Origin of the sequence: Arthrobacter sp. CC3 (assembly GCF_039907775.1) — a bacterium.
In the GTDB taxonomy this organism is placed as follows: domain Bacteria; phylum Actinomycetota; class Actinomycetes; order Actinomycetales; family Micrococcaceae; genus Arthrobacter.
In genome coordinates this window covers 21,993-36,389 of record NZ_JARCCY010000036.1, presented here as the reverse complement: position 1 = coordinate 36,389, position 14,397 = coordinate 21,993, and the positions used below count along the sequence as shown (strand labels likewise).

The following is a 14,397-nucleotide window of genomic DNA, read 5'->3' as shown; positions in this document are numbered from 1 at the left end:
TGAGAGAATCATGAAAGTGTGAAAGTGGGTGCGGGCTGGGGTCGTGAATGGGGATAATCCGTTCGGCGCCGGCCGGCCACTGAGCGCTATTGGGGGGATGAGTGGTGGCGGGCCGTTGGGGACCGCCCCCACTCAGCCTGTTTAACGGCGGGATGGCCGCGGGCCAGCGCCCTGGACCCCTGGCGTCCTAGCGGGCAAAGCGCAGGGTGACCAGCTGGAACGGCCGCAGCGTCAGCTTTGCGGAGTCCTTGCCGGCAGTCACGCCCGGGTCCTCAACCGGACGCTCCAGCAGGTCCACCGCCTGCACTTCCCTGGCGTCAAAGTTTGCCGTCACCAAACCCTCGGACCGCTCCCCCAGCGACTCATAAAGCCGCACAATGACGTCGCCGGAACCGTCCTCCGCCAGCTTCACCGCTTCCACCACAATTCCCTGGTTGAACACGGTAAACAGCGGGCTGACGGCGTTGGCGCCCTTCACGATGCGCGGGGCAAGGTTGGTCCGGTAGCCCTCTTCCACGGCATCGGCGATCTCCGCCCCCGGCCTGATGGTCACCAGGAGCTCGTGCCGCCCGCGGTCGGCGCCGGGATCCGGATATTTGGGAGCGCGAAGCAGGGACGTGCGCACGGTGGTGGTGGTGCCGCCGTCGTCCCTCACGCTGCGGGTGACATCGTGCCCGTAGCTGGAGGCGTTGGAGACCGCCACGCCATAGCCCGGCTCTGCCACGTGGATCCAGCGGTGGGCGCAGATTTCGAACTTGGCCGCTTCCCAGGACGTATTGGTGTGGGTTGGCCGGAAGACATGCCCGAACTGCGTCTCCGATGCTGATCGGTCCGCGCGGACGTCCAGGGGGAAGCCGATCTTGAGCAGTTTTTCCCGTTCCTGCCAGTCAACGGAGGTCAGGATGCCCAGTGAGCCGGAACCGGCCTCGAGCGATATCCGCTGGGTGATCGCTGATGTTCCGGCCAGCCGCTCCACCACCACGACGGCGTCCCAGCCGCCCCGCTCCAGCGTCACCGAATGCGCTTCGGTCAGTGAGGTGACGTTGCGGCGGTAGAACTCGTCAATGTCCCACGCGTCCCATTCGTTGGGCGTGTCGCGGTGGAGTTCCAAGTGGTTCCCGAACTGGCCGGGGGCAATCGCTTCCCGGCCGCTGGCATGGTCGATCAGCGAGGTCAGGAGTCCGTTGGAGTCCAGCACGGCCTGGATCACGCCGTTATCCAGGATGTATCCCCCGCTGGATTCGGTGACCGTCACCGGGTGGTCGCTGCGGACGGGTTCGGCGGCAGCCAGTGCAGGCACGCCGCTGCGTTCGTGCGGCGCGGCGTTGAGCAGGAACTCGCGGCTGCCCTCGCCGAGAACGGCACGGGCAGCGCCGGCAATGATGGACTCCAGGGCATCCGAGATGGCTGCGTAGTTCCGCTCCGCGTCCTGGTGGACCCAGGCAATGGAACTGCCGGGCAGGATGTCATGGAACTGTTGCAGCAGGACCAGCCGCCAGAGGCGTTTCAGCTCGGCTGCCGGGTAGGTGAAGCTGCCGTCAGTACGGACGGACGCGGTGGCGCACCAGAGTTCGGCCTCCCGGAGCAGGTGCTCGCTTCGCCGGTTGCCCCGTTTCGTCTTGGCCTGGCTGGTATAGGTTCCGCGGTGCAACTCCAGGTACATCTCCCCCACCCATACCGGCAGGGACGTGTACTCGGCCTGTGCCTGGCTGAAGAAGTTCGCGGCCGTTCCGATCCGCACCTTCGGGGACCCCTCGAGGTCGGCCGTGCGGTGGGCTGCTGCGATCATCTCCCGGGTGGGGCCGCCGCCGCCGTCGCCGTAGCCGAACGGGACCAGGGAGACAGTGCCGCGGCCGTGGTCCCGGTAGTTCCGCTCCGCATGCGCCAGTTCCCGCCCGCTCAGCTCGGAGTTGTAGGTGTCAACCGGCGGGAAGTGCGTGAACAGCCGCGTGCCGTCGATGCCTTCCCAGTTGAACGTGTGGTGCGGCATCCTGTTGACCTGGTTCCAGGAGATCTTCTGGGTCAGGAACCACTTGCTGCCAGCTGCCTTGACGATCTGCGGCAGGGCGGCGGAGTACCCGAAGGAATCAGGCAGCCAGGCTTCCCGGCACTCCACGCCGAACTCGTCCAGGAAGAACTGCTTGCCTTCGATGAACTGCCGGGCCATGGCCTCTCCGCCGGGCATGTTGGTGTCCGATTCCACCCACATGCCGCCGACCGGCACGAACTGGCCCGCTTTGACCTTCTCGCGGATGCGGCCGAACAGCTCCGGATAGAACTCCTTCATCCAGGCGAGCTGCTGCGCGGACGAACAGGAGAACACGAAATCGGGAGACTCGTCCATCAGCGCCACGACGTTGGAGAATGTGCGTGCACATTTGCGGATGGTTTCCCGGACGGGCCACAGCCAGGCCGAGTCGATGTGCGCATGGCCCGTGGCCACCAGCTGATGGGCCGAGGCGTACGCCGGGCGGGAGAGTACCTCAGCCAGGGCTGCACGGCCGGCCGACGCGGTGCCGCTGACATCGTCCGGGTCCATGACGTCCAGCATCCGCTCCAGGGCGCGCAGGATCTCGTGGCGGCGGGGCAGTTCCATCGGCAGCTCGTGCATGAGCCCGCTGAGCGTCCAGACGTCCTGCTGAAGCTCCCAGACGGTCTGGTTGAGTTCGGCGATGGCGATGGTGCCCAGCCGGTATTTGGGTTCGCTTCCCGCTGTTTCCTTGTCCCCGTAGGGCATGGCTGCGAAGGTCCATCCCTGCGCGACGTCCGGGTTGGCAGCTGCCTCCACGTAGAAGTCCACTGCCATTCCGCTTCCGAGGAGCTTCAGGGGGATGTACTGGTTCCGCGGCGAGATGGCCTTGATGATGGTGCCGTCCGGCCGCCACGCAATTCCCTCGCACTGGAATCCCGGCAGTTCGCGGGTGAAGCCAAGGTCCACCACGATCTCCACCGCGGTATCCGGAGCGGTCCCCCAGGAATCGGGCACTTCGCCCTGCAGCCTCAGCCACTTGGTGCTCCATGGCTTACCCCAGGCAGTTCCGTGTTCCAACGGGGCGAAGTCGTGGCGGAGGGCTTCCATGACGGAAACAGGCTCGTCCGGAACGTCCCAGCTGGTCAGGTTCAGCGGGACGCTGCGGGTGTACACCGCGGGGTCCACGCGTTCACGCATGAAGCGGTCAAGACGGACTTCCGTGATGCGGCGGTCGTCGTGCAATGTGGTCCTCTTTAATACCTGTGGTCTGGAAGCTGACGGCTGGCTCGCGGTATTGGCTTTGGCGTTGGCTTCAGCTTATGCGCAAGCCCTTGAACACTGCCGAAGGAGCGGATCGGCGCGTCCAATCGATGGATAAAATCTACTGTGCCGGGCCCGATAAACCAAGCACTTTGTCCTATCCGGGGACCGGAGCCGGTGCCTGGATCCGGTGCTGCCCGGCATAGACGTTGAGGGTGGCGCCCCTGCTGAAGCCGGCCAGTGTCATGCCGCTGGCGTCAGCAAGTTCTACGGCCAGGCTGGATGGCGCACTGACGGCAGCGAGCACCGGAATCCCGGCGAGCGCCGCCTTCTGGACCAGTTCGAAGGAGGCACGGCCGGAAACCTGCAGCACGCTGCCCGCCAGCGGCAGCAGCCGTTCGCGGAGCGCCCAGCCCACCACCTTGTCCACGGCGTTGTGGCGTCCCACGTCCTCGCGCAGGCACAGCAACTCAGTGCCGCCGTCGTCGGTGATCCTGAAGAGGCCGGCAGCGTGGACCCCTCCGGTGGCGTCGAAGACGGCCTGCGCCTTACGAAGCTCGTCCGGGAGCCCGGCGAGCGTCTCAACCGGGACGGTCAGCGGATCACCGGCAGGGCTGAAATGCGATGACTTGCGGACGGCGTCGATGGAATCGGTGCCGCAGATGCCGCATGAACTGGACGTGAAGATGTTGCGGCCCCTCTCGGGGAGGACGACGTCCGGCCGCAACTGCGCCTCCACAACATTGAAGGTCTGAACGCCGTCCTCGTCCTCGCCCGCGCAAAACCGCAGGGAGATGAGTTGCTCGGGGTCCCAGATGATGCCCTCGGACACCAGGAACCCGGCCACGAGGTCAAAATCGTCCCCGGGTGTGCGCATGGTGACGGTAAACGGGAGGGATCCCAGCCGTACTTCCAGCGGTTCCTCCACGGCAAGTACGTCTTCCCGGTGCCGCACGGGGAATGCGAGGGCCTGCGGCGAACCGTCCAGGACGAACTTGTGAATTTTGCGGCGTTGCGTCATGCGGGCCACGATGCGCTCCTCTTTAGTGCGGGGTATGACCATCATTGCAAGCCCGGACGGCCTTCACCAGCCGGGACCGTCTTAGCCGAGCAAAGCACTCCAGTCCACCGGACCGTCTGATGCGGCGGGCTTCCGCGGGGTCTTGCGGGGAGCCGCTTTGGCCTTCGCCGCGGCCAGTCCAGCCGCCGGGATCGGGGCACCCCACGGCAGGGCGAAAGCGGGCGCGGCCTCCCCCAACTGGATGCCGTGCGGAGGCACAACGAGGACGCCGTCGGCTGCCGCAAGGCCGCGCATCATCCCGGACCCCGCGTGCTGGGCAGGTGATGCCATGCCGTAGAGCAGCCTGAAAGGCATCAGCCGGGTCCTTCCCGGTTCAGCGTCGATCATCGTCCCGCAGGGTACCTCACTGATCGGCGGCAGCGACCCGTGGCCCAGCGCGGCCAGCAGCGGAGCTCCCACTGTGCAGAGCGCCATCATCGCGGCAAGGGGATTGCCGGGCAGTCCAAGGATGAAGCGGCCGTCTGGCAGTTCGGCGAGGACAGCCGGGTGCCCGGGCCGCATCGCGATGCCGTCGATCAACAGGCGGCCGCCGAGTTCCGCGACCGCGCGGCGGAGGTGGTCTGTGCCGGACCGGCCGGTTCCGCCGGTGGTGATGACGACGTCGGCCGGCGCCTCCTCCGCAGCGTCGTCCTCCAGGGCGGCGAGCCATTCGTCGTAGCTGTCACCGATCTTGTCCTGCCCGGCGCTGATGCCGCCCATCATCTCGACGACGGCGCCAAGCTGTGGTCCGAAGGTGTCGCGCACCTTACCCGGCGCCGGCAGGCCTGAGGTGACCACCTCGGAGCCCGTGAGCAGGATCCTCACCACAGGTTTTCCCTGGACGTGGAGGGAGTCGTGGCCGGCAAGCGCCGCGAGGGCCAGATGGGCCGGGTTGAGCACAGTTCCGCTGGCGATCAGGACGTCTCCGGCCGCTGCTTCCTCGCCGGCTTTCCGGATGTGCTGGCCGTTCCTCGGTTCACCGGGCCGTGCCCCGCCGCCCAGGACCAGGACGGGGAGCCCTTCCTCATCCGTTGCCATGGCGCCGCTTTCACTGCGGAGCACAGCCTTGGCACCAGGGGGGATCAGGCCGCCGGTGACGATGGGACTGGCCTGGTGGGGTGCCAACCGGTGGCCGGGCTCCGCGAGGATCCACGGCCCGCTTCCGTTGACCGCCCAGCCGTCCATGGCCGATGAAGCGTAGTGCGGCATGTCCTGGAGCGCGGTGACGTCCTCCGCGAGTGTCCGGCCGAGCGCGGTCCTGAGCGGCACCGGCCCCGGCGGGATCGGTGTTGCGGAGTCGAATGACGCCTGCCGCGCCTCCTGCCAGCTGTGCGCCAAATGGGTGTGGCCGGTGTCGGCAGTGCCCGCTTCAACAGTGCCCGCTTCGGCAGTCCCCGTTTCCGCGGTGCCGGGACCCTCGGAGGGTTCCCCGTTTTCAGGCACGTCGCTGGCGGCGTCCCCGCCGCCCGGCGGCGCAGCCGTCATGCGCCGGGGTTCCCGCTGCTGACGGCCGGTCCGTCATCGGGCTGCGGCGTGGCCGCGGCGGAATCCGCCGCGGCGTAATCCATCGCCAGCGCCCGCGCCACGCCCATGGCGGCCTGCATTGAAACCGCGTCCGGGGCCTGCCCCGAACCAGACGCCATACCTGCCGCGAAGCCGGCGATGAACGTGGTTAGCGGCGCCGCCGGACGGACCACAGAGTGGGCCGCAACCCCGGCCAGCGCCAAGACTTCATTGACGTCCACCTCGACGTCCTCCAGCTCGAAGGCTTGCAGCAGCGCCCGGCACCAGTCCTCCAGCGTTTCGTCCTGGCTTTTCACCGTTGCCTCCAAACTCAAATTCAGTTGCAGTACCACCGCCCGGTCCCACCAACGGTGGCTTATGACCCCTGGCGGGATACCCCTAGCGCGGTGGCATCGTCCCAGGTATCCACATCGTCCGTGGCACCGGCGGGGACGATAACAGTCCGCACGTCAAGCCTAGCAAGGAGGGCGAAGACTGAAGCGCCTGCCAGGCCTCCACTCTCCCCCAGTTCGTTCACGGCACGTTGTAGCGCAGCCGTGCCATAAAAACCCGCAAGCGGCTGTCTGCGGCCATCAGGCGAAGCGGACATGATTCCCTCGGAGCCGGCCGCGCCGCTGCTGTCCTCCGCCAGGGCGAGCAGAAGTGCGGCAACGGCTTGGTCGGCTTTGGGCATGTCACAAGCCAGGATCAGGGTCGTCGCCGCGCGCAATGGACCGCGTGCGCGATCCAGGGCGGCCAGGCCGGCGCCTATGGCCGCCGCCGGGCCGGCAAACGCGGGTTCCTCCCGGCATGACAGAACACCGGCGGGCAGTCCGCCGGGATCAGGTCCCACCACCACCACCTCTCCCGCCCCCGCGGCTGCCGCGAGCGACCGCGACAGGAGGGTGGCGCCGTCGTACACCAACTGGGACTTGGGCACGCCACCCAGGCGCGATGACCGCCCGCCGGCCAGTATTAAGGCATCAAACTCCACAGTGCCAGCCTAGCCATGCAGGCCGACACCGCGTAACCGTGCAGCCTTAGGAACCGTGAAGCCTTAGAAACCGTGAAGCCTTAGGCGGCGGATTCGGGCAGGAGGAAAGGGTCCCAGGCGGGCGTGGGCTTTTCCAGTTCCTTGATCTGCCAAATGGTGCCGTGCGGAGGCGCGGGGACGAACCTGAGCTTCCAGCCCATCTCGGCGGGCGTGTGGTCGCCTTTCACGTTGTTGCACCGAAGGCAGGCGGCCACCAGGTTCTCCCAGGAATCGGCACCGCCCCTCGATTTCGGGTGGACGTGGTCAATGGTGTGTGCTGCTTTCCCGCAGTAGGCGCAGCGGTGGCCGTCACGGCGCAACACGCCCCGGCGGCTCACAGCAGTGATCGTGTTGTACCGGGGCCGGATGTAGCGGTTCAGGAGTATCACGGACGGACGGCCCAGGATCTCCTGCGGCCCGACGACAGGATCGTCGCCTTCGGCCACTACGCTAGCTTTTCCGGTCAGCACAAGAACCAGCGCCCGGCGGAAGGTCACAACCGCCAGCGGTTCATATCCAGCATTAAGAACGAGAGTGCGCATGCACATACCTCTTCACGGCCGCACCCGTCAGGGGCTCGAGGGCCGGCTGCCCTCTGCTTGTCCGGGCTATGGATCGACAACACAAGAGTAAACACTCAAGTGGCCTATCGCCGAATCGGCTCCTTACCATAGACTCCGTGTCGGCAAAAATTCACCTGCCGGAAACGCAAAAGGACCCCAGCCCGAAGGCAGGGGTCCTTTTGTTACGCGGAAACCGGGGTATTAGCCGCCGACGCGGATGAAGACCGGGCCGGAGCCAACGTTGACGCTGAACAGGACGGTTGTTCCGCCGTTCCAGCCCCCGTGGACGGCCATGCCGTTGCCGACGTAAACAGCAATGTGGGCCCTGCCCATGCCGCCGTCTTGATAGTAAGCGAGATCGCCAGGCTGGGCTTCAGCTGCACTGACGGTGCGGCCCAGGGACAGGTAGCCTGCGGGCCAGCCGCGGTAGTTGATGCCAACCGCAGCGAGAGAGTTTGTCACAAGCATCGTGCAGTCCTGGGCAACGCCGAGCTGGGCGTACGCTGCAGCCGCGATCGCGGCACCGTTTCCGCTGGCGGCAGCGGGGGCTGCAGCTGCGGGGGCGGCCGGGGCCGACACGGTCGCGGCAACCGGAGCAGCCTCGGGAGCAGCTTCCTGAACCTCGACGACAGGCTTGGGAGCCTCGACGACCGGAGCCGGGGAGGTGGAGACAGCCGGCTTCTCGAAGGAGATGGCAATACTGGAAGCGGCCGAGATGTTGGCCGGAGCAGAGGACTGCACTTCCAGGGTGGAAGCAGAGGTTGCTTCGCGCTGTACGTTGGTATCGGCAGCGTTCGCTGCGATACCGCTGGTCAGGACCAGGCCGGAAGCTGCAGCGATAACCGCAGCCTGGCGGCCCACGCCGCCGGCGTTGTCGCCGACAGCCTTGGCAATGACAGCAAGCGAGTTGGTTTTGGTAACCTCGGCGCGGTGCCGTGCGATCGCACGAGTAGTCATTATTTCTCTCTTTCGTTTTCCTCAGACTGCGTGGCAGGCCGCGGTTTGGACGCTCCGGCATCTTGGGGGTAAGCCGGAACGGCCCGAACAGGTTTATATAGCGAAGAACGCGCGCTTCAGCGACGGGAAACCCGTGATGGAGCGAAGCGCCGCGTGTTCTAGCGAAGCGTGTAGAACGCGGATGTGCCCGTGGCGGACACAGCGTGCAGGAGCGTGCCCTGCGACGGGTTCAGCGCGCTGATCATCATGCCGTTGCCGACGTAGATGCCAACGTGAGCTCCGCCGTTCTGCATGACCAAGTCGCCCGGCGCCGGGGTGGCGGTGGGCTTCATGGCGGTCCATGCGTTGGTGCGGGGGATGCTGATGCCGGCCTGGGCGTAGACCCACTGGGTGAAGCCTGAGCAGTCCCAGCCGCTGGGGGTGGTGCCGCCCCAGACGTAGGCGCTGCCAATGCCGGTGTACGCTATGGCGGCGAGGCCAGATGCTGCTGCAGAGGAGGCGGCGTCGGCAAGTTTGCCGGCCTTGGCCTCCCCGTCAGCTGCTGTGGGGTTCTCACTGGCGTCGGTACCGGTGGATTGTGCCCGGACGGTTTCAATCTTCGGCGCTGCCATCGTGGTGACGGACGGACGCTCGAAGGAAACAGTCGCTGTCGGTTCAGCGCTTACGGCCAGCTGGGCTGACTGAGAGCCGGACTCCGTCGAAGCGGAAACACCCAGGTTGGTATCGGCGGCATTTGCCGGCATGCCAACACTGAGGATCAGTCCGGACGCGGCTGCGATCACAGCCGCCTGGCGACCTACGGTCCCGGCGTTGGCAGTAACAGCCCTGGACACGGAGTTCAACGGGTTCGTACGAACCGTTTGCGCACGGTGGCGCGCAGAAGTGTTGCGTGTAGACACGAAGGTAGCCTCTCCCAATGCCTACGAGGTGAGCTGTCGGATTCGGATGGGAGTCACCCGGCCGCGCGGCTTCCTGGGAAGCTTTTGCGACTTAACCCCAAGGTCTTCTTGCGAAGACCAAAATTGGTTCCCCCGCCTCTGCCAGACGATGTCATGCGAACGGACCTTGAGCGGTGGCAGAGTTAGGCAATCCACTCAAGAGCGCCAACTTCGGAAAAGTTGGCGTGCTTTAAACGGTACAGGAATTCCGATCGCATGTCACATTCAGGTCACGGCATGTCACAGGAATGCGAGAGTAACCCATCGCTTGGTCAGAGCCAGCCGGTGGGGTCGACGACTTCGCCGTTGACCATCACTTCGAAATGGAGGTGGCAGCCGGTGGAGGCTCCGGTGGTCCCGGCGAGCGCCACGACGTCCCCGCGGCCCACCTTTTGCCCCACCTGGACACTGGAGGACGACAGGTGGTTGTAAGTGGTTTCGAGGCCGTTGCCGTGGTCGATCACCACGCGGTTTCCGCCGCCATAGGGGTGCCAGCCCGAAAAGGTTACTGTTCCGCTCGCAGCGGCGAGGACGCTGGTGCCGCACTGTGCCGCATAGTCCTGGCCCCGGTGGAACTCACCTGAGCCACCCGTGATCGGGCTAGTGCGGAAACCGAAGGGAGATACCGAAATCATTTGTTCCAGCGGAGCCCCCAAGCTGCCCGCGGAGGCCGCACGCGTGATCGTCCCTGCCGACTGTGCGCTCAGGAGCTGTTTCAGCTTGCCGTCGGGATCGCCCTTGGTGGCCACGTAGGTCCGATTGAAGTCGATCTTGGCACCTGCAGCAACGGACACTTCGGGCTGGGGCGCAACCGAAGCGGTGGCGGCAGCGTTCCCGGTGTCCGCAGTGGACATCATGGGCCCGGTCGACGGGACGGAGACGGTGAGCACCAGTCCGGCGGCGGCGAGGGCAATGCCGGCCTTCTGACCCACGCCGCTTGCCGAAGCGAACTCCGTCACCTGGCTGAACAGGCTGCGGCGTCGGCGCGCATCACGGTGTGCATCGCGCGGCCTGACCGTCATAACGGCTTCGGCCACGGGGTACTCCGAAGCGGGACCGGTCGCCCTGCGGCGGCCCCTGACGGTCTGCGTGGTCAAGAATTATCCTCTCTGGAGAGCCTGCGAAGTTAGCTGTCGGATTCGGGTCAGAGAGTGCAAAGACCCGGTCCGCCATTGCAAGGCATCCGGCACAGGTGTCCCTAGGGAATCCTTCGTCGGAGGTGACTTGCCGCTGACGGACTTCACCCCAAGGCCGTATTCAACGGCCGATTGTGGTTCCTCCGCCTCTGCCAGGAGATGGTTCTGACGCTGATCCGCTGGCAGAGCTCGGCTTCGGATCAGGTAACGCTTTTGTATCGGCGCTAGTGCTCAACTATAGGCGATTAATCAGCGCGGTAATAATTCCGTTATCTGGGTCTCAGTAAGTTGTAGGTGGTCCTACCACTACGCCGGTTAGCTGACCGTAACAAACACGTGGGCAGCAACCTCGGGCGGCAACTCCAGCGCGCCTTCGATCTCGGGCACACGCACGGAGATGTATTCGCCGACGCGCTCGAGGGCCAGGGACGCTCCGGGCCGGATTCCGCCTTCATCCAGCTGCACCAGCAACTCCGGCTCAACCTGGATGGGTTCGGCCAGCCTGCTCACGGTGATACGCGAGTCGGCCCCGTACGCGGTCATGGCCTCAAGGAGGTTGACCACACCGTCGGTGAAAGCGGGAGCCGGCTGACCGCCAAGCGCCGCCAGTCCCGGAATGGGATTGCCGTAGGGGGAAACGGTGGGGTGGTTGAGGAGTTCAAAGATGCGACGCTCCACCCGCTCGCTCATGACGTGTTCCCAACGGCAGGCTTCGTCATGGACATACGCCCAGTCCAGTCCGATCACATCGGCCAGGAGCCGTTCCGCGAGGCGGTGTTTGCGCATGACTTCGGTGGCGCGTTTCCGGCCGGTTTCAGTCAGCTCAAGGTGCCGGTCCCCCGAAACAACCACCAGCCCGTCACGCTCCATCCGCCCGATGGTCTGCGAAACGGTGGGTCCGGAGTGGCGCAGCCGTTCGGCAATCCGGGCGCGGAGAGCCACGATGTTCTCTTCCTCAAGCTCCAAGATTGTCCGAAGATACATCTCCGTGGTGTCGATTAGATCGGTCATCCAGCTCAGCTCCTCGAGCACAGTCCTTGCGTCAGTCCCACCGTACCGCGCAAAGGCTTCCACGTTGGCCTCGGCGGGGTGGACCTGCATCCACCAACCAGCCGCTGGGAAAAGCCCCACGGGATCAGCCAGGCCGGCTTCGCGGCCCACTGTACGACAGCATCCAGCTTAGCCTATTTTGAATTACTCCGGATAATCTTCAGCGTATCGCTCTGACCTGCCGCCGGGATGTCTCAGTGACTGGACTATGACGGATGCCGTTCCCTCCCCCGCAGGCACGTCAGGCAGAATATAGGGGATTCCCCTGCAGGAACCCGTGCACTGCCGGGCCCACGTCCACGCCGGAAACCACGTCCACGCCGATAAATTGGAGCCATTGTGAGCGACACCAGCATCACTATCCCCGCCAACCTCCTGCCCAAGGACGGACGGTTCGGCGCCGGGCCATCAAAGGTCCGCCCCGAACAGATCGAAGCACTGTCTGCCGCCTCTGCCACCCTCCTCGGCACGTCGCACCGCCAGGCCCCGGTGAAGAACCTGGTGGGATCTGTCCGCAGCGGCCTCAGCGAATTTTTCCGCGCCCCCGAAGGCTACGAAGTCATCCTCGGAGTGGGCGGCTCAACGGCGTTCTGGGACGTCGCGGCGTTCGGACTGGTGGACAGCAAGGCCCAGCACCTCTCGTTCGGCGAATTCGGCTCCAAGTTCGCCTCGGCTACGAATAAGGCTCCGTTCCTGGACGCCTCCTCCATCATCAAGGCCGAGCCCGGGACGCGGCCGGTAGCCGCCGCGGAGGCGGGCGTGGACGTCTACGCTTGGCCGCAGAATGAGACCTCCACAGGCGTGGCAGCACCGGTCAAGCGGGTTGCCGGCGCGGATGAAGGATCGCTTGTCCTGGTGGACGCCACCTCGGCTGCCGGCGGCCTGGACGTCGATGTCTCGGAAGCCGACGTGTACTACTTCGCCCCGCAGAAGAACTTCGCATCCGACGGCGGCCTGTGGCTGGGGCTTTTCTCCCCCGCGGCCCTGGAACGCGCCGCCCGGATCAAGGCAAGCGGCCGGTGGATCCCCGATTTCCTGGACCTGCAGACCGCCATCGACAACTCACGGCTCAACCAGACGTACAACACCCCGGCGCTGGCCACCCTGGTGACCCTGGACGCCCAGGTGCAGTGGCTGAACGCCAGCGGCGGCCTTGAGTTTGCCGCGGCACGGACCGCCGATTCGGCCGGCCGCATCTATGACTGGGCGGAGGCCTCCGAATACGCCACGCCGTTCGTTGCCAAGGCAGAAGACCGCTCCAACGTGATCGCCACCATCGACTTCGATGATTCGATCGATGCAGCCGCAATTGCCAAGGTCCTGCGCGCCAACGGCATCGTGGACACCGAGCCGTACCGCAAGCTGGGCCGCAACCAGCTGCGCATCGCCACCTTCGTGGCAATCGACCCGGACGATGTTTCGGCCCTCCTCTCCAGCATCGACTACGTCGTGGGAGAACTGCGGAAGTAGGAAGTCAGCTGCTGCTGACGCGTTAACGTCCGACGGCGTCGTACGGGTCAGGTCCCGGACGGCGCCGTCGTCGTTAAGTGCTCTAGTCGGTCTCGCGGGCGGAGCCGGATTGTTCCTCCGGTGAGTCACTGTCGTCGTCGGAATCGTCGTCGTCGGAATCGTCGTCAGCGGAGACCGCGGTGTCGTCGTCGTAGCCCGCCGGGGCAGTGTCCTGGGCGTCGGCGTCCACAACAAGCGCCTCCGCGTCCTGTTCATTTTCCTGGGCATCCTCGGGGCGCACCCGTTCAGCCCAGGGCACCCACTCCGGCGCGAGGATGGAATCCTCCGACGGCAGCAGGCCAAGTTCGTTCACCGTGACGACCTTGGAGCGGGAATTGCGGGTGAGCACCGCGTACCACTGCCACCCCTGGTACCCGGCCAGCTTGGACTCGAAGAGATGAGTGACAACGCGGTCCCCTTCACTCTTGGCACCTAGGTGCTGTCCGATCTGTTCGGCCGGGGCGATGCCCTCCACTGCAGCCCGGGCAAAGTCCACGGCTGCAGCGAGCACCGCATCCGGTTTGCCGACGCGCCACACGGGGACGCCGGCACGGGGCTTGGACGCCGGTTTGGAGGTGCTCTGGTCAGGTTGGGAAGTCATGCGGGTGCCTAAGCGTCCAGCTCGTCGGCAACCTTACGGAGGGCCGCTGCAATCGCCTTGGCCTTGTTGCCTTCCGGGTATTTTCCGGCGGACAGCGTCCCGGACAGGTTGTCCAGGACGGTCACGAGGTCCTGGACGAGTGGCGCCAGGTCCTTGGCGCTGGGACGCTTTGCCTTCGCGATGGACGGGGTCTTGTCCAGCACCCGCAGCCCGAGGGCCTGGGCTCCCTTGCGGCCGTCGGCCACACCGAACTCCACGCGCGTGCCGGCTTTGAGCTCCGTTACGCCCTCGGGCAGGGCGGATTTGGGCAGGAATACTTCCTGGCCGTCCTCACCTGCGAGGAATCCGAAGCCTTTTTCCTTGTCATACCACTTGACCTTGCCGGTAGGCACGTAATCAACCTTCTTCGTTCTGGACTTCCTGTGACACGGCCGGCGGCCACCGCATCCGCACTGATATGCGGGTTCAGGGTGTGGCTGCCCGGACCATGTTGGTCTGTATCTTCAAGGTTATCCTGCCGGGACCCGGATTCCCGCTTTGCGGCACGGGCACAGCCGGGCTGTTAGCGTTACTTCCATGACACCCTCCCGCTACCGGCGGCCCCTGATGATAGTTGCGGCGGTTATTGCTGTCCTTTCGCTGGCTGCCGTGGGCGCCGTCATGGCCATCGCCTTTGGCGGCAGTGCCGCCCCGGTGTGGGTGACATCCCTGGCCCTGTACGGCCTGCCGCTGGCGTTCCTCCTGATGATATTCCTGGTGATCGACGGCGTCGCCGCCCGCCGCCGGGCAGGAAAGTCCGGCGGGCGGTAACGTTG

General features: G+C 65.6%; 14 protein-coding genes and 2 riboswitches. Of the genes, 2 read left to right on the top strand and 12 right to left on the bottom strand.

Features of this window, described 5'->3' with window-relative positions; translation table 11 throughout:
* Positions 1-187: 187 nt before the first annotated feature.
* From PV761_RS18470 to PV761_RS18425, 10 genes are all read right to left on the bottom strand, one after another.
* A complete protein-coding gene (locus PV761_RS18470) occupies positions 188-3,214 on the bottom strand; it encodes a glycoside hydrolase family 38 C-terminal domain-containing protein (RefSeq protein WP_347898995.1) in 3,027 nt (1,008 codons plus the stop codon).
* Between the two features lie 175 nt (positions 3,215-3,389).
* On the bottom strand, positions 3,390-4,262 hold the full coding sequence (gene fdhD, locus PV761_RS18465) for a formate dehydrogenase accessory sulfurtransferase FdhD (RefSeq protein ID WP_347898993.1): 873 nt from the start codon (positions 4,260-4,262) through the stop codon (positions 3,390-3,392).
* 72 nt (positions 4,263-4,334) lie between these two features.
* A complete protein-coding gene (locus PV761_RS18460; protein ID WP_347898991.1) occupies positions 4,335-5,777 on the bottom strand; it encodes a molybdopterin molybdotransferase MoeA in 1,443 nt (480 codons plus the stop codon).
* Positions 5,774-6,112: a DUF6457 domain-containing protein gene (locus PV761_RS18455; RefSeq protein ID WP_028271303.1), complete on the bottom strand. Its 339-nt coding sequence runs from the start codon at positions 6,110-6,112 to the stop codon at positions 5,774-5,776. Before PV761_RS18455 ends, PV761_RS18460 begins: the two co-directional genes overlap by 4 nt.
* A 59-nt stretch (positions 6,113-6,171) precedes the next feature.
* Positions 6,172-6,789, bottom strand: coding sequence for an NTP transferase domain-containing protein (locus tag PV761_RS18450; protein ID WP_347898988.1), 618 nt, complete (start codon positions 6,787-6,789; stop codon positions 6,172-6,174).
* An 80-nt stretch (positions 6,790-6,869) separates the two neighbouring features.
* Positions 6,870-7,370, bottom strand: coding sequence for an HNH endonuclease (locus PV761_RS18445; RefSeq protein ID WP_028271305.1), 501 nt, complete (start codon positions 7,368-7,370; stop codon positions 6,870-6,872).
* 222 nt (positions 7,371-7,592) lie between these two features.
* The gene (locus tag PV761_RS18440; RefSeq protein ID WP_347898986.1) at positions 7,593-8,348 is read right to left on the bottom strand and encodes an NlpC/P60 family protein; all 756 of its coding nucleotides are present in this window, start codon (positions 8,346-8,348) and stop codon (positions 7,593-7,595) included.
* 158 nt (positions 8,349-8,506) lie between these two features.
* Positions 8,507-9,181, bottom strand: a complete 675-nt coding sequence (locus PV761_RS18435) for an NlpC/P60 family protein (protein ID WP_347899015.1) — start codon at positions 9,179-9,181, stop codon at positions 8,507-8,509.
* A gap of 70 nt (positions 9,182-9,251) precedes the next feature.
* A riboswitch (cyclic di-AMP (ydaO/yuaA leader) is annotated at positions 9,252-9,446 on the bottom strand.
* Between the two features lie 112 nt (positions 9,447-9,558).
* Positions 9,559-10,383 (bottom strand): M23 family metallopeptidase, encoded by an 825-nt coding sequence (locus tag PV761_RS18430; protein ID WP_347898984.1) that lies wholly within the window; start codon positions 10,381-10,383, stop codon positions 9,559-9,561.
* 3 nt (positions 10,384-10,386) lie between these two features.
* A riboswitch (cyclic di-AMP (ydaO/yuaA leader) is annotated at positions 10,387-10,597 on the bottom strand.
* A 140-nt stretch (positions 10,598-10,737) separates the two neighbouring features.
* Positions 10,738-11,433, bottom strand: coding sequence for a metal-dependent transcriptional regulator (locus PV761_RS18425; RefSeq protein WP_347898982.1), 696 nt, complete (start codon positions 11,431-11,433; stop codon positions 10,738-10,740).
* Between the two features lie 378 nt (positions 11,434-11,811).
* On the opposite strand from PV761_RS18425, the gene serC reads away from it, so the two are divergent.
* Entirely contained in the window at positions 11,812-12,942 is a 1,131-nt protein-coding gene (gene serC, locus PV761_RS18420) for a phosphoserine transaminase (protein WP_028271310.1), read from the top strand.
* A gap of 82 nt (positions 12,943-13,024) precedes the next feature.
* On the opposite strand, the gene PV761_RS18415 is transcribed toward serC, so the two are convergent.
* Positions 13,025-13,582, bottom strand: coding sequence for a DUF3027 domain-containing protein (locus tag PV761_RS18415; RefSeq protein WP_347898980.1), 558 nt, complete (start codon positions 13,580-13,582; stop codon positions 13,025-13,027).
* An 8-nt stretch (positions 13,583-13,590) separates the two neighbouring features.
* Positions 13,591-13,974, bottom strand: coding sequence for a cold shock domain-containing protein (locus PV761_RS18410; RefSeq protein ID WP_011690655.1), 384 nt, complete (start codon positions 13,972-13,974; stop codon positions 13,591-13,593).
* A 184-nt stretch (positions 13,975-14,158) separates the two neighbouring features.
* Between PV761_RS18410 and PV761_RS18405 the strand changes: the two genes are divergently transcribed.
* On the top strand, positions 14,159-14,392 hold the full coding sequence (locus tag PV761_RS18405; RefSeq protein WP_055797600.1) for a hypothetical protein: 234 nt from the start codon (positions 14,159-14,161) through the stop codon (positions 14,390-14,392).
* Positions 14,393-14,397: the final 5 nt, after the last annotated feature.

What these genes read in the sequence shown, in the direction of transcription:
- PV761_RS18460 (WP_347898991.1), bottom strand. Translation starts at nt 5,777, where the DNA reads ATGACGGCTGCGCCGCCGGGCGGCGGGGACGCCGCCAGCGACGTGCCT.
- PV761_RS18445 (WP_028271305.1), bottom strand. Translation starts at nt 7,370, where the DNA reads ATGCGCACTCTCGTTCTTAATGCTGGATATGAACCGCTGGCGGTTGTG.
- PV761_RS18440 (WP_347898986.1), bottom strand. Translation starts at nt 8,348, where the DNA reads ATGACTACTCGTGCGATCGCACGGCACCGCGCCGAGGTTACCAAAACC.
- PV761_RS18425 (WP_347898982.1), bottom strand. Translation starts at nt 11,433, where the DNA reads ATGACCGATCTAATCGACACCACGGAGATGTATCTTCGGACAATCTTG.
- PV761_RS18415 (WP_347898980.1), bottom strand. Translation starts at nt 13,582, where the DNA reads ATGACTTCCCAACCTGACCAGAGCACCTCCAAACCGGCGTCCAAGCCC.
- PV761_RS18405 (WP_055797600.1), top strand. Translation starts at nt 14,159, where the DNA reads ATGACACCCTCCCGCTACCGGCGGCCCCTGATGATAGTTGCGGCGGTT.